The organism is Streptosporangium saharense, assembly GCF_014203715.1.
Classification (GTDB): Bacteria; Actinomycetota; Actinomycetes; order Streptosporangiales; family Streptosporangiaceae; genus Streptosporangium; species Streptosporangium saharense.
Genome location: NZ_JACHJP010000011.1, coordinates 215,791 through 240,603 on the forward strand (window position 1 = coordinate 215,791; position 24,813 = coordinate 240,603).

Here is a 24,813-nt window from a genome sequence, read left to right on the forward strand (position 1 = left end):
TCAGCAGATGCGCGGCAGCGGGTCTCCCACCAGGAGGTCCACGATGCGGGTGCCGCCGAAGCCGGTCTTCAGCAGTACCAGGCCCGGTGGGTCCTCCCCGATGCGGCCGACGAGCGCGGCCCCCTCGCCGAGCGGGTGTGCCCGCAGGGCCGCCAGTGCCGTGTCCACGACCGCGCCGTCCACCACGGCCACCAGGCGTCCCTCGCAGGCCACGTAGAGCGGGTCGATGCCGAGCAGTTCACACGCCCCGCGTACGGCCTGCCGTACCGGAACGGCGTCCTCCTCGACGACCACGGCGACGCCGGAGGCCCGCGCGATCTCGTTCAGGATCGTGGCGACCCCGCCCCTTGTCGCGTCGCGCATGCAGCGCACGGCCTCAGGGCAGGCGTCCAGGAGCGCGGCGACCAGGCCGTTCAGCGGCGCCGTGTCCGAGATCAGGTCGGCCTCGATGTCCAGTTCGCCCCGGGCGAGCATGATCGTGACGCCGTGCTCGCCGATCGGCCCGGAGACGATGACGGCGTCGCCGGGACGCGCGCCCGCCACCCCGAGGGCGCCGGGCCGTTCGATCAGCCCGACACCGGCCGTGTTGACGTAGCACCCGTCGGCCTTGCCGCGCTGCACCACCTTGGTGTCGCCGGTGACGATCTGCACCCCGGCCACCTCCGCCGCGACGGCCATCGACGCGACGACGCGCCTGAGGTCGCCGACCGGGAACCCCTCCTCCAGGATGAAACCTGCCGAGAGGTACAGCGGCCTGGCGCCGCACACCGCCAGGTCGTTGACGGTCCCGTTGACCGCGAGGTCCCCGATGTTCCCGCCGGGGAAGAACAGCGGCGAGACCACGTAGGAGTCGGTGGTCAGGGCCAGGCGCTCGGTGCCCGCGCCGAACACGGCGCCGTCCTCAAGGGGTTCGAGCAGCGGGTTGCGGAACGACTCAAGGAAGATCGCCTCGATCAGGGACTGGGTGGCCTTGCCGCCCGCCCCGTGGGCCATGGTGACGTACTCCTCCCGCACCGTGGCCCTGCGGCGGCGTGCCCTGTCGATGCGTTCGAGAACCTGCTCCTCGCGGCCCGGCCGTACGGCATGGCTCTCGTGCTCGCGGACCAGGGCCTCCGCCCAGCTCGCTGTCCCGTCTGCACCGGTCACCGGGTCGCCTCCCTGACGCGCTCCCTGGAGAAGCGGCCGAAGTTGTAGTAGGCCGCGCAGGCGCCCTCCGAGGAGACCATGCAGGTGCCGATCGGGGTCTCCGGGGTGCAGGCGGTGCCGAACACCTTGCACTCCCACGGTTTGAGCACGCCCTTGAGCACCTCGCCGCACTGGCACGCCTTGGGGTCGGCCACCCGGACGCCGGGGATGTCGAAGATGCGTTCCGCGTCGTGGACGGCATAGCGTTCCCGCATGCCGAGCGCGGAGTGGGAGATGAAGCCCAGGCCGCGCCACTCGAAGTAGGGCCGCAGCTTCATCACCTGGTTGACGGCGGTCAGCGCCCTGGGGTTGCCCTCCCACGGCACGACGCGGGCGTACTGGTTCTCCACCTCGGAGCGCCCCTCGGCCAGTTGCCGCAGCAGCATGTAGATCGACTGCAGGATGTCCAGCGGCTCGAACCCCGCGACGACGAGCGGTTTGCGGTAGTCACGGGCGATGAAGGCGTACGGCCCGCAGCCGATGACCGTCGAGACGTGCCCGGGGCCGATGAAGCCGTCGAGGCGCAGGTCCGGGGAGTCCAGGATGGCCTTGATCGCCGGGATGATCGTCACGTGGTTGCAGAAGACGGAGAAGTTGGTGATCTTCTCGGCCTCGGCGCGCAGGACCGTCATGGCGGTCGAGGGAGCCGTGGTCTCGAAGCCGATCGCCATGAAGACGACACGTCTGTCCGGGTTCTGCCGGGCGATCTTGAGGGCGTCCAGCGGCGAGTAGACCATGCGGATCTCGGCGCCCTGGGCCATGGAGTCGAAGAAGGAGCCCCGCCCGCCGGGGACCCGCATCATGTCGCCGAAGGAGGTCATGATCACGTCTGGCCGCTCGGCGATGTGGATGGCGTCGTCAACCCGTCCCATCGGGATGACGCAGACCGGGCAGCCGGGGCCGTGCACCAGGGTGATGTTCTCCGGCAGGTAGTCCTCAAGCCCGTGCTTGTAGATGGTGTGGGTATGGCCGCCACAAACTTCCATGAACTTGTACTGACGGCCCGGCTCACACAGGCTCGCGATCTTCGCGGAGAGGGCACGTGCCTTCTCCGCGTCGCGGTACTCGTCAACGAACCGCATCCGCCTCACCCCATCCGGACGCGTCGAGTGACGACTCCTTGAGCGCGGCGATCTCGTCGTCGTAGGCCTGGCCGATGCCCTCAAGGAACTCCATCGCGGCCTTCGCCTCCTCCTCGTCGATCTTGGAGAGGGCGAAGCCGACGTGGATGAGAATCCAGTCCCCCGGCTTGAGATCCTCGTTTTCGAGAAGGCCGACGTTGATCGCCCGCCGTACCCCGCTCACGTCGACCCTCGCGAGGTCAGCGTGATCCGTCAGGATCTCCACGATCTCCCCCGGAATCCCCAGACACATGGCTCACCACCTCCTCGAACTCGATGGATTCGAGGGTCAGCTCGTCGCCGCCCGACAGGTCGACGTCGGTGCTCGCGCAGCCGCCGCACACGGCGAGCGCGTCGTAGGTCTCCTCGTCCCCGCCGCACGTACGGCAGGTGAGCCTGGCGGGTATCACGACCAGGTCCGTCGCGGCGCCCTCCGCCACGCTGCCCGGCGCGACCATCGTGAACGCCTGCTCGAACGCGGGACCGGTGATGCGCAGCATCGTCCCGGCCCGCACGCGCAGACGTGCCACCTTGCGCCCCTGTGCCCTGCGCTCGACCGCGTCGAGCACCGCCTCGGCTATTCCGAACTCATGCATGGCCGTACCGCCTTTCCTGGGTGGCCCTCACGGGTCACATCTCCCTCATCCGCTTGTAGCGGAGGATGTCGGGTATCGAGGCGACGACCACCACCGCCAGACCCGCGGCGGCCGCCACGAGCAGCACTTTTCCGATCATGACCTTCCCCTCTCCGTACTTCCGATGGCCGCGACCTGTTCCGCGACCAGCTCCCGGACCAGACCCACGGCCACGGGGACCGCGTCGGCGACCGGTTGACTGAGGCCCATGCCGGGCGAGGTGTCGGCGGGCTCGCAGCCGACGAGCAGCACGCGTTCGGTGCTGACGCCGAGCGGGCCGAACAGTGCGAACACCGCGTCCGGGGTCATGCTGTGGGAGTCGCCGAGCGCTCCCATGAGGAGCGGCGCCTGGTCCGGCGTGCCCCGTTCGATGCCGGGCTCGATGACCGACAGCGTCCCCGGGCTCTCTCCCCTGGGAACGGCGTCGATGAGGATCAGGCTGTCGTAGCCCGCCAGCAGCTCGTAGGCGAGGTGGACGCCGCGGATGCCGAAGTCGGCGACCACGGCTCCCTCCGGTGGCCCCTCCGCGTCGAGGAGCCTGACGACCTCGACACCGAACCCGTCGTCGCCGAAGAAGACGTTCCCCACGCCCGCCACCAGGATTCTCATCGGCCCTCCCCGTCAAGCGGCTCGACCTCGTCGGGCGAGAAGTACAGGAAGCGGCCCTGGGCGCGTTGCAGGTCGGCCCCCGGGTCGTCGTCGAGGGTCACGGCCAGGTGGTGGTCGCCGTCCACGTCGAGCAGCACGGCCTCGACCGTCGCGGCCCTTCCGACCAGGAACATGTCGTGGGCGTCGGCGCGGCGTCCGCCCGGCAGTCCTGGTGAGGCGCCCCCGCCGGGCAGCAGCCGGACCCTGCTGCCCCTGGCGAGGGTCACCCCCGCGACGACGACGCCGTCGCTCTCCGGCGACACCGAGGTGTCCGCGCCGGGGTCCCACCAGGGCACCCGCTCCTGCTCTTCCTGAGAAGGCTCGGGGCCGCAGGAGCGCAGATATCGGATGGCGCCGTGCAGCCGTTCGAGTATCTCGCCCGGCATGTCCTCGGTCCGTTCGACGATGCGGGCGGCGCGCGGGTCGGTGGCCCTGGCCTCCCGCTTCTCCTCCTCGGTCAGCGTCAGCGTCCTGAGGCTGAGGATCTCGTCGATCTCGGTGGCGTCGAAGAGGTCGCCGGGGCTCTCCGGCGCGATGGCCGGGTGGTCGTACAGGATGATCGGCGCCGAGAGCACGGCGTCCCGCCGTTCCGGGTCGCCGACGAGCACCGGCCAGGTGTGCAGGTTCCGGCAGGCGCGCGCCGCCTCGCCCGCCCACTCCGGCGGGTCGAACAGGGACAGGAACTCCCCGCCCGCGACCGCGAGCAGCGTGTGCGCGGCGATCGGCGACCTGCGCAGCGCGTCGTCGCGCCCCGCCCCCGGCCCCGGCTCCCAGCCGCAGACGTTCTCGACCCGCACCCGCAACCTCACCATCTCGTACGGCCCGGCCAGCCGTTCGGCGCCGATCCGCACCGTCGCCTCGACCGGCAGGTGCTCGCGCACGACCCGGCCGACGATCTGTCCCGACGGCGTCAGGAGCGGCTGTGCCGTACGGCCCGCGGGAAAGCCCGCGTCAATGGTCCGCTCGGCCGCGAGCAGTTCCGCGAGCTGCAGTACGGCCTCGCACTCGCGTTCAGCGGCCTCGTCGAAGGTCAGGTGGGTCTCCTCGCCGACCGTCAGGGAGGGGACCGGCCTGTGCTCGCCGTCGTCGTCGAGGCGTTCGACGGTCCTGGCGACGAGGTGCAGGAAGCGCAGCCTGACGTGGACCGTCGCCCCCTCCCCCGCCTGGAGGAGGCACTCGGTCTGGCAGGAGGACGGCTCGGCGGTCGCGGTGTAGGCGGGCGGCACGAGCACCCCGAACTGCCAGCGCGTCTGGTTCTTGGCGGCCGAGGCCCGGTAGGGGTAGAGCAGGTAGCCCTCGTACAGCACGGTGTCGGCGACCTGCCTCGCGGTCTCCATGGGGGTGCTCATCCGGCCGCCTCCCTCGTCTGGGCGAGCAGCGCCCGCACGGTCTCGTCCCAGGTGGGCAGCGCCCTGGCCGACTTGAAGCGGTCGAGCTCGCGCAGGGTCTCCCGATCGAGCCGCAGCCAGCCCTGGCCGGGGAAGTAGTGGTCCATCAGCTCCCGCCACACCGCCACCGGCAGCCGGTGGCGCGCCTCCCGGTCCCAGGGCACCTGCCCTGCCGACAGGCCCTGCGGGGTCCGGGTGAACACGGTGCCGCTGAACAGCAGGATCAGCGGGATCTCGCCGTCGTCGAGAGCGGCGAAGTATCTGGCGGCGGCCACCTCAAGGTCGTAGGTGACGGGCACCGGCACGTCCACCTCGGTCACGCCGGTGAAGCCGGGCACCGTGACCGAGACGTTGGCGAACTGCAGCGCCGTGAGCGTGCTCCCCCACCGGGAGGGGTCGCCGAACAGGTCGCCGAGCAGGACGGCCTCCCGCGACGTGTAGTGGCGGCGGCGCGGTTCGACCCGGATCTGACAGCGCAGTACGGCGGCCTGCACCCTGTTGCCCTCCGGCTCGACCAGGCGCAGCCGGAAGACCAGCGTCGGGGAGGCCGCGAACGGGTCGGGCCGGACGTCCAGGCAGGTGAAGCCGAGTTCAGTCACGGTCCCCTCCTGCGACTCCGACGACCCGGCCGCGTCGGCGCAGGTCCGCGAAGAAGGAGTCGATGGCCTCCCACGCCTCCCGGCCACCGTCGAAGCCCTTCCACCGGGTCCTGACCAGGCCGACCAGCTCGTAGCAGGCGTCGATCGGCACCAGGTGGCACACGAAGCCGTCCCGTCCCCGGTCCACGAGCAGCGCCTCGACATCCGGCCTGACGTCGGCGAGGGCGGGGTTGGCCGCCAGGACCCGTTCCCAGGTCTCCATCGGCAGCTCGGACTCGGTCGCCCCTCCGGGGCTCGGATAGAGGGCGACCGTACGGCCGAGCGCCGAGTTGTGGAAGAGGAACGCCATGCGCACGGGGATCTGCAGCTCCTCCCAGTCGCCCTCGGACAGGGCCAGCCGGGGCGCGTACAGGTGACGGTCCGGCACCGCGAGGAACCTGCCCATGGCCGCCCCCTCGGTGGTGAAGAGCAGGTGGCAGCCGTGGCAGGCGCACATCAGGGCGCGGCTGCCGACGTCGACCACGTGGGCGTGCCGCTCACCGATCGGCTCCGCGCACAGCTCGCAGCACCGTTCACGCGGCTTTCCCACCTCGGGAGCGGGTTCCCTGAAGCGCCGAAGGCCCGTGCTCACCGCGTCACGCCCGGTTCCGGGACGGGACACGGCCCCGGGGCGATCTGCAGAAGCGTGTCGTCGTGCACGCCCTCGACCTCGACCCGGGCCACCTCGGGAGCGGCCCCGGTCACCGCCCGCTCGATCGCGTCCCGCACCGTGACCCTGGAGGAGGGGCAGCCGTCGCAGGCGCCGCGCAGGCGCAGCCGTACCACCCCGGTCTCCTCCTCGACGGCCAGCAGCTCCACGTCCCCCGCGTGACTGCCCAGGTGGGGCCTGACCTCCTCCAGGGCGAGCCGTACCCGCTCGCCGGTGTCCAGCGGGTGCAGGTCGTGCACCGCCAGCAGGCCGCACAGCAGGGGGTCGGAGGTCAGGCGGCGCAGCACCCCCGCCGCCTCCTCCTCGGTCACGATCTCCATGACGCGTTCGAGGGCCGCGCCGTACAGGCCGACCAGCGCCCTGACCAGTTCCTCTGCCCTGGCGTGGGCGGCCGGGTCGCCGAGCGCGGCCAGTCCGGCCAGCAGCTCCTCGACCCGTTCGCCCGTCGCCCGCGCGTCGGTGGTCGCCGACATCCCCGCCCCCGTTCTCAGGCGCCGAAGGCGTGCGGGGTGTGCAGCCTGCGCAGTTCGCCGCCGTTGCCGAGGTACATGTGCACGCCGCACGGCAGGCAGGGGTCGAAGCTGCGCACGGCCCGCATGATGTCGATGCCCTTGAAGCGCTCGGGCGGGTTCTCCTCGAAGATCGGCGTGTTCTGCACGGCGTCCTCGTACGGCCCCGGCGTGCCGTAGCTGTCGCGCACGCTGGCGTTCCACGGCGTCGGTGGATACGGGTGGTAGTTGGCGATCTTCCCGTCGCGGATCACCATGTGGTGCGAGAGCACCCCGCGGACCGCCTCGGTGAAGCCGCAGCTGATCGCCTCGTCGGGCACCGTGAACGGCGTCCAGGTGTCGCTGCGGCCCGCCCGCACCTCGGCCAGCGCCTGTTCGGCGAAGTACAGCGCGCAGGCCGCGGCGTAGGCCTGGAAGTAGGTGCGCGCCCGGTTGCGTTCGATCGCGTTCGACAGCGGCTGCCCGTTGTGCATGGGGATCTTCCACTCGAAGCTCTTCTCCGGCTTCGTGAGGCTCTTGGGCAGGTTGATCTGCACGCTGTTCCCGGTGGCCCTGACGTAGCCGATGTCCACGAGCCCGGCGAGCGCGGTCGCCCACAGCCTGGCGATGGGGCCGCCCCCGGTGTCCAGGGCCAGCATGTTCTCGCCGTCGTACCAGCGCGGCGACATCACCCAGCTGTACTTGTCGTCGAAGTCCCGCTTCTGCGGGTGCGGGATGGTGTGCTGGTTCCACGGATGGCGGATGTCGACCGGGTTGCCCAGCGGGTCGTGGGTGACGAACTTCTCCTGGCCCTCCCAGTCGTCGTAGTAGGAGCTGCCCAGCAGGATCCTGATGCCCAGGTTGATGTCCACCAGGTCGGTCGTCACCAGCCTGCCGTCCACCACGACGCCCGGGGTGACGAAGGCCCGGCGGCCCCAGTCGGTCATGTTGCGGTAGTCGTAGTCGCAGTATCCGGGGTCCTGGAAGCTGCCCCAGCAGCCCAGCAGCACCCGGCGCCTGCCGACCTCCTCGTAGCCCGGCAGCACCGTGTAGAAGAAGTCGAACAGGTCGTCGTGCATCGGCACGACCTTCTTCATGAACTCCACGTACCGCATGAGCCGCGACAGGTAGTCGGTGAACAGCTGCACGGTCGCCACCGTGCCGACCCCTCCGGGGTACAGCGTCGAGGGGTGGACGTGCCTGCCCTCCATGAGGCAGAACATCTCCCTGGTCAGCCTGCTCATCTGCAGCGCCTCGCGGTAGAACTCCCCTTCGAGGGGGTTGAGCGAGCGCATGATGTCGGCGATCGTCTTGTAACCGTGGTCGGCCGCGTGCGGGGCCTCGGTACGTTCGGCGGTCGCCAGCACGCCGGGGTTGGTCTCGGCGACCATCTTGGCGCAGTAGTCGACCCCGACCATGTTCTCCTGGTAGATGTTGTGGTCGAACATGTATTCGGCGGCCTCGCCGAGGTTGACGATCCACTCCCCCAGTGCCGGTGGGCGGATGCCGTAGGCCATGTTCTGCGCGTACACCGAGCAGGTGGCGTGGTTGTCGCCGCAGATCCCGCAGATCCTGCTGGTGATGAAGTGCGAGTCCCTGGGGTCCTTGCCCTTCATGAAGATGCTGTAGCCACGGAAGATCGACGAGGTGCTGTAGCACTCGGCGACCCGCCGCTGTTTGAAGTCGACCTTGGCGTAGATGCCCAGGCTGCCCACGATCCTGGTGATCGGGTCCCAGGCCATCTCCACCAGTTCGCTGTCCTGTGACCCCTTCGCGGATTTGCTCGGTTTCGCGCCACCCTGGTGCGGTGTCGTCGTCATGTCAGCCCCGTCCCCGCCCGCGTGTCCGCGGGCCTGCCCTCGCCGTGATCGTTGCGCCCGGGTCCCTCGGGACCTCGCGGGCTGGCCGTCCAGGTGTCGTTCACCAGGGCGCCCGGTAACCGGTCAGCAGCTCACGCCCCCGCCTGCGCCACTTCGGTTCCTTGTCCGCCGTCTTGATGGTGATGGCGCGCAGTCTGCGGATCACCCCGCCGTAGGCGGTGCTGACCGTCGAGGAGACCAGCGCCCCCGGCGGCTCGTCCATGAACGGCATGAACTTGTCGGGGAAGCCCGGCATCGTGCAGGCGATGCAGATGCCGCCCACGTTCGGGCAGCCGCCGACCCCGTTCAGCCAGCCTCGTTTGGGCACGTTGCACTTGACGACCGGACCCCAGCAGCCGATCTTCACCAGGCACTGCGGCGAGCCGTACTCGGTGGCGAACTGCCCCTGCTCGTAGTAGCCCGCCCGGTCGCACCCCTCGTGCACGGTGTAGCCGAACAGCCAGGTCGGCCGCAGGGCCTCGTCCAGCGGGATCATCGGGGCCTGCCCCGCGACCTGGTAGAGCAGGTAGACGATCGTCTCGGACAGGTTGTCCGGCTGGACCGGGCAGCCCGGCACGTTCACGATCGGCAGCCCGGCCTTGGAGCGCCAGTCCCAGCCGAGATAGTCGGCGACCCCCATGGCGCCGGTCGGGTTGCCCTCCATGGCGTGGATCCCGCCGTAGGTGGCACAGGTGCCCGCGGCCAGTACGGCTGTCGCCTTCGGGGCGAGGCGGTCGAGCCACTCGCTCGTCGTCATCGGCTGCCCGGTCTCCGGGTTGTTGCCGAAGCCGCACCAGTAGCCCTCCTGCTTGATCCGCTCGTTGGGGATGGAGCCCTCGACCACCAGCACGAACGGGTCGAGTTCGCCCCGCTCCGCCTTGAAGAACCAGTCGATGAACGAGTCCGACCCGTGCTCCGGGCCGGAGTCGAAGGCGATCAGCGGCCAGTGCACCTCGACCTTGGGCAGGCCGGGCAGCGCGCCGAGCACGATCTCCTCGATGCTCGGCTGGGTCGCCGAGGTCAGCGCGACCGAGTCGCCGTCGCAGCTCAGGCCCGCGTTGATCCACAGAATGTGGACGACCGGCTCTTCCGTTGTCTTCGCCGTGGTCTCTTTCGAGCCGCTCTGCGTGGACATGCGCCTCACCACCTTCGCGGGCCCCCTGCCCGCCGTCGGAGGAGTGCTCTGTTAGCTGAAGTCGCTCCCGGCCGGAGCGCCGTGCCGTACGAGCGCGTGTTGGGTGAGCTCCCACAGCACGTGGTAGACGGTGGTCTGTGCCTCCTGGATCCGGTGCACCGAGCTGGAGGGCACCACGAACAGGTCGTCGACGGTGCCCAGCTCGGCCATCTGGCCACCGTCGTAGCCCGCGAGCCCGACCGTGGTCATCCCCCGCCTGCCCGCCTCCTCGAAGGCTGCGACGAGGTTGCGTGAGTTGCCGCTCGTCGAGAGCCCGAGCGCGATGTCCCCCGCGCGTCCCGAGGCGGCGAGCTGGCGGGCGAACACGACCTCGAACCCGACGTCGTTCGACAGCGCCGTCACCACCGCGACGTCCCCGGTGAGGGCGAAGGCGGGCAGCGGCACCGTGGCCCCTCCCCCCGAGCCGTCCGGCAGGAAGCCGGGGCTGAGGAACAGGGCGGCCACGTCCTGCGCGTCGGTCGCGCTGCCGCCGTTGCCGAAGGCGAACAGCCGCGCCCCCGAGGCGAAGGCGTCGGCCAGGACCCGGGCGCAGGCGGCGATCCTGGCGCCGTCGCGATCGAGCACCTCCCGGCGCAGGGCGACGATCTCCTCGGCCTTCTCCGCCGTCGAGCGGCGCACCGCGGCGAGCACGGCCTCAAGGTCCGTCGGGCCCGCGTAGAGGAACGGGTACAGCGACTCCACAGAGGCGTCAGGGGCGTCGGGGGCGTCGGGCACGCTCATGTGTCCACCCCTCTGAGTACGGCGATGGCCTCCCTGGCGTGCACGAGCACGACGTCGCCAACCTGGGCGTCCACCAGGGCGACGCTGATCTCCTCCATGCCCCGCCCGGTGTCGGCGACGGCGAGACCCGCGTCGAGCAGGCGCACCACCCGGACCGGAACCGCCTCGTCCGAGCAGGTCAGGCAGACCTCCTCGTGGCACGGCTCCCGCCCGCTCACGTGACCACCTTGGGAGTGAGCACGCCGGGCCGCTCGAAGAACACGTGCACCAGTTCCCACAGGACGTGGTACATCGTGACGTGCGTCTCCTTGACCACCCTGGGGTCGTGGGAGCGGGCGGCGAGCACGTGGTCGGCCACCCCGCCCGCGCGGATCGCCCCGCCGTCCCCGCCGACCAGCGCCAGCGTGAGCAGACCGAGTTCCCTCGCGGTCTCCAGCGCCCTGAGCACGTCGGCGCAGTTCCCCGTGGCGGAGACGCCGAGCGCCATGTCGCGTGGGGTAGCCAGGTGGCGGAGCTGGTGGGCGAAGACCTCCTCGGCCCCCGCGACCGCGGTGATGCCGGTGATGGTCGCGACGTCGTTCGTCAGGGAGAAGGCGGGAAGCGCGCGTTTGCCGACGATGACCGGGTGGACGAACTCGACGGCGATGTGCTGGGCGTCGGTCGCCGCCTCCCCGCTGCCGAAGACGACGAGTCTGCCGCCGTCGTGGAACCGCTCCGCCATGGCGTGACAGGCCGCGGCCACCCGGCCCGCCTCCTCGGTCAGCGCGAGGGCGGGCTCGACCCGGCGCGCGAACGCCTCCCGGGCACGGGCCACCAGAGCCGTCTGGTCCACGACCGGTTCTCTCCCCTCGCGCCGGATGTCATCCCTGTCCTAATGACCGTACGGCGGGCTGACCTGCGCGAGAGAAAACGACAATTGGAGATTTCGCAAAGATAACCCGGGATGCCTGACATATCTCTCAACATCCCCAGAAGAACCCATGAAAGGACACCTCAGGAGGTTTTTCCCGCGAAAGAAGCGGAAAGAGAACCTGCCCTGTCAGAGCGGCGCCTCGACCCTGAGGATCTTCACGAACTCCCGCATCCAGGCCGGGTGGTCCGGCCAGGCGCGCCCGGTGACGAGGTTGCGGTCGATGTGCGCGGCGCTGTCCACCCAGGTGCCGCCCGCGAGTTCGACGTCGGTGGCGCACGCGGGGTAGGCGCTGCTCGATCGCCCCTTCAGCACCCCGGCCGCGGCCAGCACGAGCGGGCCGTGACACAGCGCCGCGACGGGCTTGCCCTCCTCGGCGAAGTGCCTGACGATCCGCTGGAGGTCGGCGTCGGAGCGGATGTACTCGGGCGCCCTACCCCCGGGGATGACCAGGGCGGCGTACTCCCTCGGATCCACGTCGGCGAAGGCCGCGTCCGCCGTCCAGGTGTGGCCCGGCTTCTCGGTGTAGGTGTCGAAGCCCTCGACGAAGTCGTGCACGACGAACTGCAGCCGCTTGGCGCTCGGCGCCGCGACCGTCACCTCGTAGCCCTCCTCCTGCAGGCGCTGGTAGGGGTAGAAGACCTCCAGGTCCTCCGCGGCGTCGCCGGTGACGAGCAGGATCTTGGCCATGGTCTGGCCCCTCCCGTGTTCAGCTGGAAACGGTGTCCTGCCGGTTGTGCCCACTGGAATCGTTTCCCGACCGGGCTCTCTCCGGTCTTCTCCGTCGTACGGCTACCGCACCGCGTTCCGCGGCGAGGGCGACGTTGCGCGGCATCCTGCCGAAGATCAGGCTGTGGAAGGGCGAGATGGAGCGCCAGTAGAGGTGACCGGCCAGCCCCCGGGGGTGGAAGATCGCCCGCTGACGGTAGACGGTCTCCTCCCCGACCCGCCCCACCCCGAGTTCGAGCCAGGCCAGGCCGGGCAGGCGCATCTCCGCGCGCAGCCGCAGCAGCCGTCCAGGCTCGACCTCCTCGACCCGCCAGAAGTCGACAGCGTCGCCGACGCGCAGGTGTCGCGGGTCGCGGCGGCCCCGGCGCAGCCCGACCCCGCCGACGAGACGGTCGAGGAAGCCCCTGGCCCGCCAGGCGGCCGGCAGGGAGTACCAGCCGTTCTCCCCGCCGACCGACTCGATCACCGCCCAGAGCGCCTCGGGCGAGGCCCGGACGCGGCGGGCCCGCCGGTCCACGTAGAGGCTGCCGCCCGCCCAGTCGGGGTCGGTCGGCAGCGGGTCGCTCGGCGCGCCCGGCGTCGAGGCCGAGGACCAGCGGGTGGCGACCTTCGCCTCCCTGATCCGCCGCAGGGCGAGCGCGACGGAGTCGCCGAAGCCGACGAGCCCCTCCGGCGGGTCGGGGACGTACCGGGCGATGTCGTGCTCGCGGCAGACGGTCTCGTTGCGCAGCGACTCGACCAGGGGCCTGGCGATGCCCGCGGGGACCGGGGTGACCAGCCCGACCCAGTGGCTGGACAGGCCAGGGCTGAGCAGCGGCACCGGGATGATGAGACGGCGGGGCAGCCCGGCGACGGAGGCGTAGACGCGCATCATGTCGGCGTAGGTGAGCACGTCGGGGCCGCCGATGTCGAAGGAGCGGTTCACCTCCTGTCCGACCGACGCCCATCCCACGAGACAGCGCAGGACGTCCCGGATCGCGATGGGCTGCGTCCTGGTCCGCACCCAGCTCGGCGTCGTCATCACCGGCAGCCGCTCGGTGAGGTAGCGCAGCATCTCGAACGACACCGAGCCCGAGCCGATGATCACCGCCGCTCGCAGCACCACGGCGGGCACCGGGGAGTCGAGGAGGATCCGCTCCACCTCGGCGCGGGAGCGCATGTGCGGGGAGAGCCCCTGCTCCGGGGTCAGCCCGCCGAGGTAGACGACGCGGCGCACCCCGGCCCGCGCGGCGGCGGAGGCGAAGGCGCTCGCGGCGCGGCGGTCGGAGTCGGCGAAGTCCTTTCCCCCGCCCATGGCGTGGATGAGGTAGTAGGCAACCTCGACGCCCTCAAGGGCCCTGGCCGTGCTCTCCTCGTCCGTGGCGTCGGCCTGGGCCACCTCGACCCGGTCCGCCCACGGGTGGCCCCGCAGCCGGGCCGCCGAGCGCGCCATGCAGCGCACCTCGTGGCCCGCGTCCAGCAGTTCGGGCACGAGCCGCCCGCCGACGTATCCGGTAGCTCCGGTGACAAGGCACTTCATCCCACCATGTTCGTACGGCGGGCATCCGCGGTTGCGTCCCTTGACCCTGTACCGGTTATCTCCTTACTACAGCTCCTCGCGGAGTTCGAGGAGCAGCTCCCTGGTGCGCCCGACCGGCTCGGCCTCGATGCACAGGCGCTCCATGACCTCCAGGTAGCTGTCCACGTCGTCGCGTTTTTCGAGGTAGACCGCGCTGGTGAGCTGCTCCATGTAGACCACGTCCGGCAGGTCGGGCTGGGAGAAGCGCAGGATGCTGAAGGGCCCGCCCGCCGCGGCGTGGCCGCCCACGCTGAACGGGACGATCTGGACGGTGACGTTGGGCAGTTCGAGCGTGTTCAGGATGTGGTCGATCTGGCCGCGCATCACCTCGGGACCGCCGAGGGGACGGCGCAGCACCGCCTCGTCGACCACGGCCCACAGGTGGGGCGGGTCCTGGGCATGCAGGATGCGCTGGCGCGCCATGCGCAGCCGTACGCGCCGCTCGACCTCGTCCTCGGAGGCGCTGGGGTAGCCGAGCAGGACGACCGCCCTGGCGTAGTCCTCGGTCTGCAGCAGGCCGGGCACGAACTGGACCTCGTAGTTTCGGATGACCGAAGCCGACTCCTCAAGGCCGACGTAGGTCTCGAACCACGAGGGCAGGACGTCGTTGTAGTTGTGCCACCACCCGGCCACGTTGGCCCGCTCGACGAGACCGAGCAGCGCCTGACGGTCGTCGGGGTCGGTCACGCCGTACAGGGTGAGCAGGTCGGCGACGTCCCTCACGCGGAAGCTGACCCTGCCGAGCTCCATGCGGCTGACCTTGGAGTGCGAGGCGCGGATGGCGCGTCCTGCCGCCTCCAGGGTGATGTGGCGCTCCTCGCGCAGGCGGCGGAGCTGGGCACCGAGCACGATCCTGAGCACCGTCGAGCTACCCCGCGGCACGGCCATCGAGGTCGGAGGGACCGGCTCGCCCTCTGCGTGAGGTGTGATCATCTGGTAGTCCTTCAAGCGCGGAACGCGAGCCCCCGCCCACTCTTTGTGGCGATCGCGAGCCTTCACGGTACCCCCGTCAAGCCCTTCCGGCCACCCAGAATTTTGTTCTTCAGTCGGCCGTGGCGAGCAGGTCGTCGAAGTCGCCTCCCTTGATTCCCCGGACGAAGGCGCCGAGTTCTCGGGAGGTGTAGATCAGGGCGGGGCCAAGGGGATCTCGCGAGTTGCGGATCGCCACCCCGCCGCCGGGAAGTACGGCCAGCTCAACGCAGTTGCCGCTGGGGTTGCTGAACCGGCTCTTGCGCCAGACGACTCCGTCCAGCAGGGCCGCTGACATGCCGTTGTGCAACTGACTCATCCTCGCCTCTCACCTGTCCAGGGAGGGAAACTCTCGTCCGATCATACGGCTTTGTGCAGATGCACGTGCATCTGTACTTGCCTATGCACATCACGCCGTGCAAGATGACTAGACGGATTGCCCTCGCAACGCGATCGCCACGCCTCCCCAAGGTCGCAGATGACTGCTCGCCAAAGACATCAAGCCACATCCATCCGGACAGAGATCGGTGGGTGGGAACGGTGGTTGTCAATGCTTGATCACGTGCTCCCCCCGAGCGGCCTGCCGCCGTGGACGGACGGCGACGGCCAGACGGCCCATCTCCAGATGGCCGCGCGCAGCCTTCGTCACGATCCCTGCGCCGCCAGGACCGCCAGGGAGTTCACCTCGACCGCCCTGCGCGCCTGGCAGCTCGACCCGCTCATCGACGACACCGGCGTGGTCGTCTCCGAACTGGTGACCAACGCCGTACGGCACGGCATCCGCGGCGTGGTCGGCACCCACCGCCCGCAGGAGGTCCGGGTCATCCTCTGCTGCACGGAGAGCGCGGTGCTGTGCGCGGTCACCGACCCCAGCGACCAGGGACCGAGCCTGCGCGAGCCCGACTACGAGGCGGAGAGCGGCCGGGGACTGCAGGTGATCCAGGGAATCAGCCAGACGTGGGGCTGGGCTCCCCTGGCCAGCAAGGGCAAGGCCGTGTGGGCCGCCTTCGCCCTTCCCCCCAGGGAGGGACGGCACCTGGAGCCCTGTTACTGATCCTCGCGAGGGAACGTGCCCGAAAACACCCTTTAAGTACATCAAATAACGAATACCACGCGATAAATACTGAATAGTTATCACTTTTCTCCGTTGCCGGGGAGGAGGCGTCTATCAATGGACGGCCCGATTCCTTAGTCTCACAGGCAACCGAGGAGGTGACGCATGAGCGACTCGGCCAGGCGGTTCCCGGCGACTCTGGACACGAGCGTGCCGAACGTCGCGCGGATGAACGACTACTTCCTCGGCGGCAAGGACAACTTCGCCGCCGACCGCAGGGCCGCCGAACAGGTGCTGGCGGTCGCCCCGGAGATCAGGACGATGGCCAGGGAACGGCAGGCCTTCTTCGCCCGCGCGGTCGCCCACCTCGTCGAGCTGGGCATCGACCAGTTCCTCGTGCTGGGGGCCGGGCTGCCCACCCGCCGCAACGCCCACGAGGTCGCCCAGTCCCGGCTGCCCGGCGCCCGGGTGGTCTACGTGGCCGACGACCCGGTCGTGCTCTCCCACGCCAGGGCGCTGCTCGCCACGAACCCCCGCACCGCCGTCGTCAGAGGTGACGCCCTCAGGCCGGACGAGGTGCTCGCCGATCCCGGGCTGCGCCGCCTGATCGACCCGGCCGCCCCCGTGGCCGCGCTGATCCCGCACGCGCTGCAGTTCACCCCCGACGAGGACGACCCCTTCAAGAGCGTGGCGCTGCTGCGCGACTCGCTCGCGCCGGGAAGTCACGTCGCCATCGCCCACGTGGTCTTCGACACCCGTCCCGAGGTGGCGGCGTCGATCGTCGCCGTCTACCAGCGGGCCCTCGGCAGGAGCGAGGACACCCGGCGGACCCGGGGCCAGGTGCTGCGCTTCTTCGACGGCCTCGATCTGGTCGATCCCGGTCTCGTCCACCTGCGCCACTGGCGCCCGGACAACCCGCTCAGCACCCGGGGCCCGGACAGGACGTGGGCGGTCGGCGGCGTCGGCCGCAAACCCGCCGCCTAGGGCGGCGAAGGCCGTACCGTGCCCGGACAGGCCGGTGAGGGGCACCGGCGGCGGATGCCCCTCAGCCGTGCGGTCGCCGGTCACTGCGGCGGGACGAGCACCTTGTCCACGAGGTAGATCACGGCGTTCGCCGTGGGCAGGTTGCCGCAGACGATCTTGGCGTCGTTGACCGTGTACTCCCCGTTCTCCTGCTTGACGGTCAGCTTGCCGCCTTCAAGGGTCTCAAGCGACCCGCTCTGCAGCTCGGAGGGCTTCACCTTGCCGGAGACGACGTGGTAGGTGAGGACCTTCTTGAGCTGGGCCGGGTCGGAGTTGAGCTTGTCCTTGACGTCCTGCGACAGCGCGGAGAACGCCTCGTTGGTCGGTGCGAACACCGTGACGCCGTCGGCGGAGTTCAGCTGCTCGACCAGCTCGGACTTCTTGAGGGCCTCGGCCAACTGCGAGAGCTCGGGGCTCTGCTCGACGGCGGTCGCGACCTTCTCCTTGGCGATCTCGACGGGGCTGCCGGGACCGGTCTCGGGGAGCTTCCTGCAGCCGGGTCCGAAGGGCACGGCCGCGGCGCCCTCGGAGGGACCCTCGGAAGGTCCTTCGGACGGACCCTCGGAGGGAGCCTCGGAAGGCTCACCGGGCACCATCTCGGACGGTTCGGGCGCGGGGGTGAAAGTGAGGACGGACCCGGTGGCGCTCGCCTGGGCGGCCACCGGGAAGGCGGCCAGGGCCACCGCGGCGAGAGCGGATGCGAGAAGAGAGGTCTTCACGTTGATCTCCTTGATTGGACGGATGGGCCGCCCGGGCCCACCGGACGGGTCCCGATGCCTCATCGCTCTGTCGTAGATCAATGCCCTCTAATTTCGCGACAAATGCCCCACTGAGTGAATCTTGACTACATATCTCCCATGGGCAGCCAATCGTCACAGAAACCTGACACACCTCCGCAGAGCGGAATATAAGCCCGTAGATTCCGAACAATCCGGAGATCGTCTCCGAAAGCGGTCACCTGCGGCGGGCGGGCGCCCCGGTGTTCACCCTGATCTCCCCGCCGAGCCGGAAGCCGTCGGCGAGTTTGAGGTCGTCCCCGCTCCAGAAACGTCCGGGGTCGTACCAGTTTGGCCTGCGTCCCCCGGGCAGCAGCCCCATGGCCTCGTAGGTCACGGCGACGACCTCGGCGCAGTAGGCGCTCTCCAGCGCGCTCTGCGAGGCGCCCCGCTTGAAGATCCTCGGCACCCTGCCCCGGGCCCAGCGGCCCGCGAGCCTGGCCGTCGAGGGGAACGGCGTGCCGTCCAGGACGGCGACCGTGCGCAGCAGCGCGTCCTCCATCTCCCTGGTGACCTGCGGTTCGAGCTGACGCAGCCACGCGCGCTGGCCGTACCGGGTGGCCCAGACGTCGACCGCGTCCCGCAGGTCGTGCAACTGAACCCCGCGCTGGTTGGTCCCCGACCACAGGTCGGGCAGGGACCGGCCGAGTTCGGCGTGCCACATCAGCGGGGGCATGTCGTCGATGACGACGGACATGCCGACGTGGTTGACCGGGCTGTTCGTCACGGTTTGAATGGCTCTGTCCGGGACCGTGCGGCCGCGGAACAGCCATACGTCGCCGGTGCGGGTCAGATCGACCGCCTCATTAAGACTGATGCTCTTGCCGGACATTTTTGTAGCCTAGGCACATGCGGTGGTGGAAGATACTTGGTCTCGCCGGGGTGGCGGGCGTCGCGGCGACCGGCGTGGTGATCGCCAGGGCCGAACGACGGCGGCGCGCATACACTCCCGAGGAGATCCGGGACCGCCTCCGTGCCCGCCTCGCCGAGGGCTCGGGCGACGCCGAGGGCGGCGTCCCCGCGGAGGACCAGGCCTGACCGGTCTGAAGGCCGCGGGAGAACCGCCGGTGACGCCTGCCCACGGGTTCATGGGGTGGGTGCCGTCAGCCCGCCATGCCCAGGGCGTAAATCATGACTTTTCCGTGCACGACCGCTTCATAAAGGCATCACAGGCGCGGACGAGGAGAGAGGGTAGACGGAAATCGGCCTGATCCCCGATGAGATGTGGAGGAAGACGTGACACCAGAGGTACCCGGCGGGAAGCGGGGAACCATGACTCTGGAGATCACCGACGGGGTGCCGCTCACGCTCCTGCCGTACCTGCGTGAGAGCGCCGACAGGTTGCTTGAGGACGCCGCCGGCCTGCCCGAGGCCGAGCTGCGTGCCCCGTCACGACTGCCCGGGTGGTCCCGGGCACACCTGGTAGCCCACGTCACCGCGGGCGCCGAATCCCGTTTCCGGCTGCTGGTCGCCGCGCGCACCGGCCTGCCCATTCCGCGCTACCCGGGAGAGAGGGACCGGGCGGAACAGATCGAGAGGGACGCCAGGGGTCCCGCGGGCGACCTCCTCGAACGGCTGCGCACCTCGTTCGCGAAGGTGCTGACCGCGATCCGCGACCATCCCAGGGCCGCCTGGGGCCGTCCGGTCCGCTGGTCCGACGAGTCGGGGCGCCCCGTGCACGAGACGGTCTCCAGCCTGCTGCAGGAACTGGAGATCCACCACGTGGACCTGGGCACCGCCTACACGCCGGGCGACTGGCCCGACTGGTTCGCCACCGACGAGTGCCGCAGGGTGGTCGCCGACCTGGCGGCCAGGAGCGACATGCCCGGCATGCGGATCGCGACGACCGACGGGGAGATCGGGTACGACTTCGGCCCGGGACCTCTGGTGACCGGCGAGAGCAGGGCTCTGCTCGCCTGGCTGATCGGCAGGAGCGACGGCGCCGGGCTCACGGTCGCCCCCGCGGGGCCGCTGCCCACGCCACCTCCCTGGCGGCGGTGACGGCCCCTGCCGCGCGACATCTCTCATTGTCGGGGTAAATAAGCGTTTGCCAGAAATGACATGAGGAGATGACGATGACGCACGATCGCGCGGGGCAGCCGGCCCAGCCGTCCGACCTGGTCGACGTGGCCCGCCTGGTGACCGCCTACTACGCGCTGCACCCCGATCCCGGGGAGGCGGGCCAGCGGGTGTCCTTCGGCACCTCGGGCCATCGCGGGTCGTCACTGAACGCGGCCTTCAACGAGGACCACATCGTGGCCACCAGCCAGGCCATCGTGGAGTACCGCGCGGCGCGGGGGATCGACGGCCCGTTGTTCCTCGGCGCGGACAGTCACGCGCTGTCCGAACCCGCGCGGGTGTCGGCGCTTGAGGTCTTCGCGGCCAACGGGGTCCGGGTCCTGGTGGACAGCCGGGACGGCTACACCCCGACCCCCGCCGTCTCGCACGCCATCCTGACCCACAACCGGTCGGGTACGGCGGGCACCGCGGACGGCGTGGTCGTCACGCCCTCGCACAACCCGCCGACGGACGGCGGTTTCAAGTACAACCCGCCCAACGGCGGCCCCGCCGACACCGACGCCACCTCGTGGATCCAGGACCGGGCCAACGCGCTGATCGCGGGCGGGCTGAAGGAGGTCAGGCGGCTGCCCTACGCCAGGGCACTGGCCGCCGACACCACGGGCCGCTACGACTTCCTGGCCGCCTACGTCGACGACCTGCCCTCCGTGCTGGACATCGACGCGATCAGGGAGGCGGGGGTGCGGATCGGCGCCGACCCGCTGGGCGGGGCGAGCGTGGCCTACTGGGGGGAGATCGCCCAGCGGCACCGCCTCGACCTGACGGTGGTCAACCCGCTGACCGACCCGACCTGGCGTTTCATGTCGCTGGACTGGGACGGCAAGATCCGGATGGACTGCTCGTCGCCGTACGCGATGGCCTCGCTCATCGAGGGCAGGAACGCCTTCGACGTCTCCACGGGCAACGACGCCGACGCCGACCGGCACGGCGTCGTCACCCCGGACGGCGGCCTGATGAACCCCAACCACTACCTGGCCGTGGCGATCTCCTACCTGTACACCCACCGGCCGCGGTGGTCCGCCGAGGCGGGCGTCGGCAAGACCATGGTGAGCAGCGGCATGATCGACCGGGTCACCGCCGACCTGGGCAGGCGGCTGTACGAGGTGCCCGTGGGGTTCAAGTGGTTCGTCCCCGGGCTGCTCGACGGCTCGCTGGGCTTCGGCGGTGAGGAGAGCGCCGGGGCGTCGTTCCTGCGCCGTGACGGCTCGGTGTGGACCACCGACAAGGACGGCCTGATCATGGCGCTGCTGGCCGCGGAGATCATCGCGACGACGGGCCGCTCGCCGAGCGAGCACTACGCCGACCTGGTGTCCCGGTTCGGCGACCCGGCCTACGCCAGGGTGGACGCCCCGGCGACCAGGGAGCAGAAGGCGGTGCTGGCCAAGCTCTCCGCCGACCAGGTGACCGCGAAGACGCTCGCCGGGGAGCCGATCACCGACGTCCTCACCTCGGCGCCGGGCAACGGGGCCGCCCTCGGCGGCGTCAAGGTCTCGACGGAGAGCGCCTGGTTCGCCGCCAGGCCCTCGGGCACCGAGGACGTCTACAAGATCTACGCCGAGTCCTTCAAGGGGCCCGAGCACCTCGCGCTGGTCCAGGACGCGGCCAGGAACCTGGTCTCCGAGACGCTCGGCTGAGCGGTCCGCCCCCGGCGACCCCGGGGGCGGCCACCGGCGCCCTCAGGGCAGGCGCCGCCAGCGGCGGACGCCGACCCACACCCCGGCGATCAGGCCGAACAGCACCGCCAGGACGTAGACGCCCCTGGTCGAGGCCTCGGAGACGTAGCCGCTTCCGCCGACCAGGATCGCCATGACCAGCCCGCTCAGCACGCAGACCAGCGCCGCGGCGCCGATCCCGAACACCAGGGCCCTCAGCAGGCGCCCCGGCGTCCAGCCACGGCCCCGCGAACGCCCCATCACCGACATCAGGCGCTCGACGACGACCTCGGGATCGTCGTCGAGCTGCCCCGCGGCGAACTCGGTGACGGGCGTGCCCCGCCCCGGCTCGCTCAGGTAGATCCACTGCCGCCCGTCGAGGAAGAGCGCGGCGTCGCTCGCCCCGGGAAGCCGCAGCCGCAGGAACGGCGTGCCCTCGGGGAAACGCCTGAGCCGATGCCGGATCACGGGCGCGTTGGCGTCGAGCGCCGTCCCCAGGGCTCGCAGCGCCCGTTCCTCATCAGGGTCGTCCACCCGCAGGCTCCCCCTTCGCGCGACCTCTCTCACGGTTTGTTCCCAGCTCACGGCCATGAACCGAACCTTTTTCAAGAAATGCGATCATTCATCCAGATCGCATCGGGGTCGCGCTGCGGGAAACTACCGCTCCCCAGTCCTACAGGCCGGGCCGTACTCCCAGGGCGGGGGCCAGCTCGGTGAGCTGGGTCACCGCGCCGTCCAGGTCGACCGGGAGCGGCTGGATGGCGACGTGGTCGGCCCCGGCGTCCAGGTGCGCCCTGATCCGCGCGGCGACGGTCTCCACGTCGCCCCAGGCCACGATCGCGTCGACCAGACGGTCACTGCCGCCGTCGGCCACGTCCTCCTCGCCGTAGCCGAGGTGGAGCAGGTTGTTGACGTAGTTGGGCAGCCGGAGGTAGCCCGCCATGTGCTCGCGGGCGATCCGCCTGGCCTCGGTGGGGTCGGTCTCCAGGACCACGGCCTGCTCGGGGGCGAGCAGGGGGCCCTCGCCGAGGATCTTCCTGGCGAGCACGGTGTGCTCCGGCGGCACGAAGTACGGATGGGCGCCGTCGGCCTTGTCCCTGGCGAGTTCGAGCATCCTGGGCCGCAGCGCGGCCAGCAGGCGGGGGGCGGGCGGCTCGGCGGTGAAGGGCAGCTCCTCCTGCACGGCGTTCATCGCGTCGAGGTAGGCGCTCATCGCGGCCAGCGGGCGCGTGTAGTCGTGCCCCCGCCGGTTGACGAGGGGGGCGTGGCTGACGCCGATGCCCAGGAGGAACCTGCCGGGGTAGGCCTCGCCGTATGCCTCGGCACCGGCCGCCATGGCGGTCGCGTCGCGCACCCAGATGTTGGCGATGCCGGTGCCGACCGCCACCCGTTCCGTCGCCGACAGCAGGATCCCTGCGGTGGTGAACACCTCTCTGGTCCCCGGCGCCTCGCCGTACCAGAGAGCGCCGTAGCCCAGCGCCTCGATCGCCTTCGCCGTCCTGCGCACGGCTCCGACCTCGCCCCTGCCGAACAGCGGGTGCCACACACCGACCTGGCCGATGCCCATGTTCTTCTCCGATCCGACCCCGTGGAACGCGCGGGACCCACGATCGGGCCCGCCGACCGTCGTCCGTGTACGGCGGAGCGACGGTCTCCCGATCATCCCACGTTCAGATCGGAGATCTCGCGAGGGAGGGGGCGCACAGGCGCTTCAGCGCGGGGCGGAGCCGTTCGCGCAGGTCAGGGTCGTCGATCCTGCCCTCGGCGTCGAGGCGTCCCGCTCCGGCCGACAGGATCAGGTCGATGCCGTGCACCGAGGCGCCCGCCGAGGCCAGGGCCTGGCCCAGCTCGGTCCGCGCCCACAGCGCCTCGTGCGGACGCGGGCAGGCCGTCACCACGACTACCGGTTTGCCCACCAGGACCGCTCCCCCGCGTCCCGAGGAGACCCAGCCGAGCGCCTGACGCAACTGCACCGGCATGACGCTGTGCGCGGGCGCGGTGATCAGCGCGCCGTCCGCGTCGGAGAGCGCGTGACAGAGCCGGTCGATCTCCCGTGGCGGCGGGCCCTCCGACAGCGGCGTCACCCCGCCGAGCCCGTCCCAGGCCTCGGCGACGGCGCCCTCGGGCAGCTCCCGCGTCACCGCCCTGAGCAGTCTGTGGACGTACGCCTCCCGGTGCAGACTGCCCGCGATCGTGACGATCCGCGCCCCGGTCTCCATCTCCATCCTCGCCTCCGCCTCGTACCCAGCCACATCCGGCGCCTGCCCGGAGAACGGGATCACGAACGTCACGCGCGCACCGGAATTCACGGGGAGAACGATTTCCCCGCCCGCGTCGCGGGCACCCCGGCGTTGGGAAGGGGCTCACGAAGGAGGGTCAGGATGACGGCGCTGGTCGTCGGGCTCGACGGTGGCGGGACGGGCACCCGCTGCGTGGTGGCCACCCTGTCGGGTGAGATCACGGGACGCGGGTACGGCGGGGCGGCCAACGCCCTGTCCTCCCCCGATCCGGCGCTGAGCCTGGGCACCGCCCTGCGGACCGCGCTCGACGGCCTGGACCCGGCGCGGGTCGTCGGCGGGGTCCTCGCCCTGGCCGGTGCGCGCTCCGCGCCCGAGCGGGCCACGGCGGTCGCGGACTCCGCGTGGCGGGCCGTCGGCCTGGCCGGGCGGCCCCGGGTCGTCCCCGACACGCTCGCCGCCTTCGCCGGGGCGACCGGGGAGCCCTCGGGGACGGTCCTGGTCGCGGGGACGGGGGCGACGGCCGTACGGATCGAGGACAGGCGGGTGACGCGCTGGGCCGACGGGTACGGCTGGCTGCTGGGCGACGAGGGGTCGGGGACGTGGATCGGGCTGCGGGCCGTACGGGCCGTGCTGGCCTGCCTCGACGGCCGAGCGGGACCGACCGCGCTCCGTGAGGCGGTCCTCGGGCGGGTCTCCAGGGACAGCACCCCGGTCGAGGCCGGGACGGGCGGCACGCCGGTCAGGGTCTTGAAGGACGGCGTGTCGGCTGGGGCTGTGAAGGGCGGCGTGTCGGCTGGGACCGGGGCGGGCGGTATGCCGGTCAGGGCGGCGCGGGACGGCATGTCGGTTGGGGCCGCTGGGGGCGATGTGTCGATCGGGTGGCTGGTGGGCGTGGTCGAGGCCGGGGTGGCGCGGGAGGGGCCCGGCTGGCTCGCGCGGCTCGCGCCGGTGGTCGAGGACGCCGCGCGGGCGGGGGACGCGACGGCGTCGGGCATTCTCGACAAGGCGGCCTTCCGGCTGACCGAGACCGTCCTGGCGCTCGGCCCGGGGGCGGGACCGCTGGTGGTCGCGGGCTCACTGCTCACCGGCCCGACCCTGCTGGCCGGGCGGGTCCGCGCGCTGCTGCCGGGTCCGGTGCTCACCACCCGTGACGGCGCGGCGGGAGCGGCGGCGCTCGCCCTGCGCACCCTGTCCCCCGGCACCGCGGAAGCGGCCCACCTCCGCCTGCTCACCGAGGGTCCCCCGGCCGGGAGAACCACCGAGGAGACCGCCTAGC

The 24,813-nt window shown here is 71.0% G+C and carries 30 protein-coding genes; 6 read left to right on the plus strand and 24 right to left on the minus strand.

The genetic code is table 11. From position 1 onward, the window contains the following. From hypE to FHS44_RS34820, 19 genes are all read right to left on the minus strand, one after another. On the minus strand, positions 1 to 1,146 hold the full coding sequence (gene hypE, locus FHS44_RS34735) for a hydrogenase expression/formation protein HypE (protein WP_312863935.1): 1,146 nt from the start codon (positions 1,144 to 1,146) through the stop codon (positions 1 to 3). Then, positions 1,143 to 2,267: a hydrogenase formation protein HypD gene (gene hypD / locus FHS44_RS34740; RefSeq protein WP_184723034.1), complete on the minus strand. Its 1,125-nt coding sequence runs from the start codon at positions 2,265 to 2,267 to the stop codon at positions 1,143 to 1,145. The genes hypE and hypD overlap by 4 nt, the downstream gene beginning before the upstream one ends. Beyond that, positions 2,254 to 2,532: a HypC/HybG/HupF family hydrogenase formation chaperone gene (locus tag FHS44_RS34745; RefSeq protein ID WP_312863936.1), complete on the minus strand. Its 279-nt coding sequence runs from the start codon at positions 2,530 to 2,532 to the stop codon at positions 2,254 to 2,256. The genes hypD and FHS44_RS34745 overlap by 14 nt, the downstream gene beginning before the upstream one ends. Continuing rightward, positions 2,507 to 2,902 carry a hydrogenase maturation nickel metallochaperone HypA/HybF gene (locus FHS44_RS34750; RefSeq protein ID WP_184723040.1) on the minus strand — a complete coding sequence of 132 codons (396 nt, stop codon included), beginning with the start codon at positions 2,900 to 2,902 and terminating at the stop codon, positions 2,507 to 2,509. The genes FHS44_RS34745 and FHS44_RS34750 overlap by 26 nt, the downstream gene beginning before the upstream one ends. A 34-nt stretch (positions 2,903 to 2,936) precedes the next feature. Then, complete coding sequence (locus FHS44_RS42785) at positions 2,937 to 3,041, minus strand: DUF6893 family small protein (RefSeq protein WP_376771631.1); 105 nt, start codon at positions 3,039 to 3,041, stop codon at positions 2,937 to 2,939. After that, positions 3,038 to 3,550 carry a hydrogenase maturation protease gene (locus FHS44_RS34755; RefSeq protein WP_184723044.1) on the minus strand — a complete coding sequence of 171 codons (513 nt, stop codon included), beginning with the start codon at positions 3,548 to 3,550 and terminating at the stop codon, positions 3,038 to 3,040. Before FHS44_RS34755 ends, FHS44_RS42785 begins: the two co-directional genes overlap by 4 nt. Continuing rightward, positions 3,547 to 4,938 (minus strand): hypothetical protein, encoded by a 1,392-nt coding sequence (locus FHS44_RS34760; protein ID WP_184723046.1) that lies wholly within the window; start codon positions 4,936 to 4,938, stop codon positions 3,547 to 3,549. Before FHS44_RS34760 ends, FHS44_RS34755 begins: the two co-directional genes overlap by 4 nt. Beyond that, complete coding sequence (locus FHS44_RS34765; protein ID WP_184723049.1) at positions 4,935 to 5,576, minus strand: DUF6084 family protein; 642 nt, start codon at positions 5,574 to 5,576, stop codon at positions 4,935 to 4,937. Before FHS44_RS34765 ends, FHS44_RS34760 begins: the two co-directional genes overlap by 4 nt. Next, positions 5,569 to 6,207 carry a DUF5947 family protein gene (locus tag FHS44_RS34770; protein WP_184723052.1) on the minus strand — a complete coding sequence of 213 codons (639 nt, stop codon included), beginning with the start codon at positions 6,205 to 6,207 and terminating at the stop codon, positions 5,569 to 5,571. Before FHS44_RS34770 ends, FHS44_RS34765 begins: the two co-directional genes overlap by 8 nt. Next, entirely contained in the window at positions 6,204 to 6,758 is a 555-nt protein-coding gene (locus FHS44_RS34775) for a NifU family protein (RefSeq protein ID WP_184723055.1), read from the minus strand. Before FHS44_RS34775 ends, FHS44_RS34770 begins: the two co-directional genes overlap by 4 nt. A gap of 14 nt (positions 6,759 to 6,772) precedes the next feature. Continuing rightward, complete coding sequence (locus tag FHS44_RS34780; protein WP_184723058.1) at positions 6,773 to 8,593, minus strand: nickel-dependent hydrogenase large subunit; 1,821 nt, start codon at positions 8,591 to 8,593, stop codon at positions 6,773 to 6,775. Between the two features lie 100 nt (positions 8,594 to 8,693). Next, positions 8,694 to 9,767, minus strand: coding sequence for an NADH-quinone oxidoreductase subunit B family protein (locus FHS44_RS34785; RefSeq protein WP_184723061.1), 1,074 nt, complete (start codon positions 9,765 to 9,767; stop codon positions 8,694 to 8,696). 51 nt (positions 9,768 to 9,818) lie between these two features. Continuing rightward, positions 9,819 to 10,547, minus strand: a complete 729-nt coding sequence (locus tag FHS44_RS34790) for a D-sedoheptulose-7-phosphate isomerase (protein ID WP_184723064.1) — start codon at positions 10,545 to 10,547, stop codon at positions 9,819 to 9,821. Further along, positions 10,544 to 10,765 carry a HypC/HybG/HupF family hydrogenase formation chaperone gene (locus FHS44_RS34795; RefSeq protein WP_184723067.1) on the minus strand — a complete coding sequence of 74 codons (222 nt, stop codon included), beginning with the start codon at positions 10,763 to 10,765 and terminating at the stop codon, positions 10,544 to 10,546. Before FHS44_RS34795 ends, FHS44_RS34790 begins: the two co-directional genes overlap by 4 nt. Then, entirely contained in the window at positions 10,762 to 11,379 is a 618-nt protein-coding gene (locus FHS44_RS34800; RefSeq protein ID WP_312863937.1) for a D-sedoheptulose-7-phosphate isomerase, read from the minus strand. Before FHS44_RS34800 ends, FHS44_RS34795 begins: the two co-directional genes overlap by 4 nt. 207 nt (positions 11,380 to 11,586) lie before the next feature. Next, positions 11,587 to 12,147: a DJ-1/PfpI family protein gene (locus FHS44_RS34805; RefSeq protein WP_184723070.1), complete on the minus strand. Its 561-nt coding sequence runs from the start codon at positions 12,145 to 12,147 to the stop codon at positions 11,587 to 11,589. A gap of 19 nt (positions 12,148 to 12,166) precedes the next feature. Further along, positions 12,167 to 13,705, minus strand: coding sequence for an SDR family oxidoreductase (locus FHS44_RS34810; protein WP_184723073.1), 1,539 nt, complete (start codon positions 13,703 to 13,705; stop codon positions 12,167 to 12,169). 66 nt (positions 13,706 to 13,771) lie between these two features. Continuing rightward, positions 13,772 to 14,677 (minus strand): Sco1979 family transcriptional regulator, encoded by a 906-nt coding sequence (locus FHS44_RS34815; protein ID WP_184723076.1) that lies wholly within the window; start codon positions 14,675 to 14,677, stop codon positions 13,772 to 13,774. A 109-nt stretch (positions 14,678 to 14,786) separates the two neighbouring features. After that, positions 14,787 to 15,032: a DUF397 domain-containing protein gene (locus FHS44_RS34820; RefSeq protein ID WP_184723079.1), complete on the minus strand. Its 246-nt coding sequence runs from the start codon at positions 15,030 to 15,032 to the stop codon at positions 14,787 to 14,789. A 243-nt stretch (positions 15,033 to 15,275) separates the two neighbouring features. Between FHS44_RS34820 and FHS44_RS34825 the strand changes: the two genes are divergently transcribed. Both FHS44_RS34825 and FHS44_RS34830 read left to right on the plus strand, forming a co-directional pair. Next, positions 15,276 to 15,767 carry an ATP-binding protein gene (locus FHS44_RS34825; protein WP_184723082.1) on the plus strand — a complete coding sequence of 164 codons (492 nt, stop codon included), beginning with the start codon at positions 15,276 to 15,278 and terminating at the stop codon, positions 15,765 to 15,767. Between the two features lie 165 nt (positions 15,768 to 15,932). Continuing rightward, positions 15,933 to 16,751, plus strand: a complete 819-nt coding sequence (locus FHS44_RS34830; protein ID WP_184723085.1) for an SAM-dependent methyltransferase — start codon at positions 15,933 to 15,935, stop codon at positions 16,749 to 16,751. An 80-nt stretch (positions 16,752 to 16,831) separates the two neighbouring features. Here the strand turns inward: FHS44_RS34830 and FHS44_RS34835 are convergent, their stop codons facing one another. Both FHS44_RS34835 and FHS44_RS34840 read right to left on the minus strand, forming a co-directional pair. Then, positions 16,832 to 17,509, minus strand: coding sequence for a fasciclin domain-containing protein (locus FHS44_RS34835; protein ID WP_312863938.1), 678 nt, complete (start codon positions 17,507 to 17,509; stop codon positions 16,832 to 16,834). 235 nt (positions 17,510 to 17,744) lie between these two features. After that, entirely contained in the window at positions 17,745 to 18,398 is a 654-nt protein-coding gene (locus FHS44_RS34840; protein ID WP_184723091.1) for a hypothetical protein, read from the minus strand. A 17-nt stretch (positions 18,399 to 18,415) separates the two neighbouring features. On the opposite strand from FHS44_RS34840, the gene FHS44_RS34845 reads away from it, so the two are divergent. From FHS44_RS34845 to pgm, 3 genes are all read left to right on the plus strand, one after another. Then, positions 18,416 to 18,604, plus strand: a complete 189-nt coding sequence (locus tag FHS44_RS34845; protein WP_184723094.1) for a hypothetical protein — start codon at positions 18,416 to 18,418, stop codon at positions 18,602 to 18,604. Between the two features lie 234 nt (positions 18,605 to 18,838). Next, positions 18,839 to 19,567: a maleylpyruvate isomerase family mycothiol-dependent enzyme gene (locus tag FHS44_RS34850; RefSeq protein WP_184723097.1), complete on the plus strand. Its 729-nt coding sequence runs from the start codon at positions 18,839 to 18,841 to the stop codon at positions 19,565 to 19,567. 74 nt (positions 19,568 to 19,641) lie between these two features. Beyond that, complete coding sequence (gene pgm, locus FHS44_RS34855; RefSeq protein ID WP_184723100.1) at positions 19,642 to 21,279, plus strand: phosphoglucomutase (alpha-D-glucose-1,6-bisphosphate-dependent); 1,638 nt, start codon at positions 19,642 to 19,644, stop codon at positions 21,277 to 21,279. 42 nt (positions 21,280 to 21,321) lie between these two features. Here the strand turns inward: pgm and FHS44_RS34860 are convergent, their stop codons facing one another. The 3 genes from FHS44_RS34860 to FHS44_RS34870 all read right to left on the minus strand — a co-directional run bounded on the left by FHS44_RS34860 (position 21,322) and on the right by FHS44_RS34870 (position 23,588). Beyond that, positions 21,322 to 21,831 (minus strand): hypothetical protein, encoded by a 510-nt coding sequence (locus FHS44_RS34860; RefSeq protein ID WP_184723103.1) that lies wholly within the window; start codon positions 21,829 to 21,831, stop codon positions 21,322 to 21,324. Positions 21,832 to 21,970: 139 nt separating this feature from the next. Further along, on the minus strand, positions 21,971 to 22,864 hold the full coding sequence (locus FHS44_RS34865; RefSeq protein ID WP_184723106.1) for an LLM class F420-dependent oxidoreductase: 894 nt from the start codon (positions 22,862 to 22,864) through the stop codon (positions 21,971 to 21,973). 103 nt (positions 22,865 to 22,967) lie between these two features. Further along, complete coding sequence (locus FHS44_RS34870; protein WP_184723109.1) at positions 22,968 to 23,588, minus strand: NAD(P)H-dependent oxidoreductase; 621 nt, start codon at positions 23,586 to 23,588, stop codon at positions 22,968 to 22,970. A gap of 90 nt (positions 23,589 to 23,678) precedes the next feature. Between FHS44_RS34870 and FHS44_RS34875 the strand changes: the two genes are divergently transcribed. Further along, on the plus strand, positions 23,679 to 24,812 hold the full coding sequence (locus FHS44_RS34875) for an N-acetylglucosamine kinase (RefSeq protein WP_184723112.1): 1,134 nt from the start codon (positions 23,679 to 23,681) through the stop codon (positions 24,810 to 24,812). Position 24,813 lies beyond the last annotated feature (1 nt).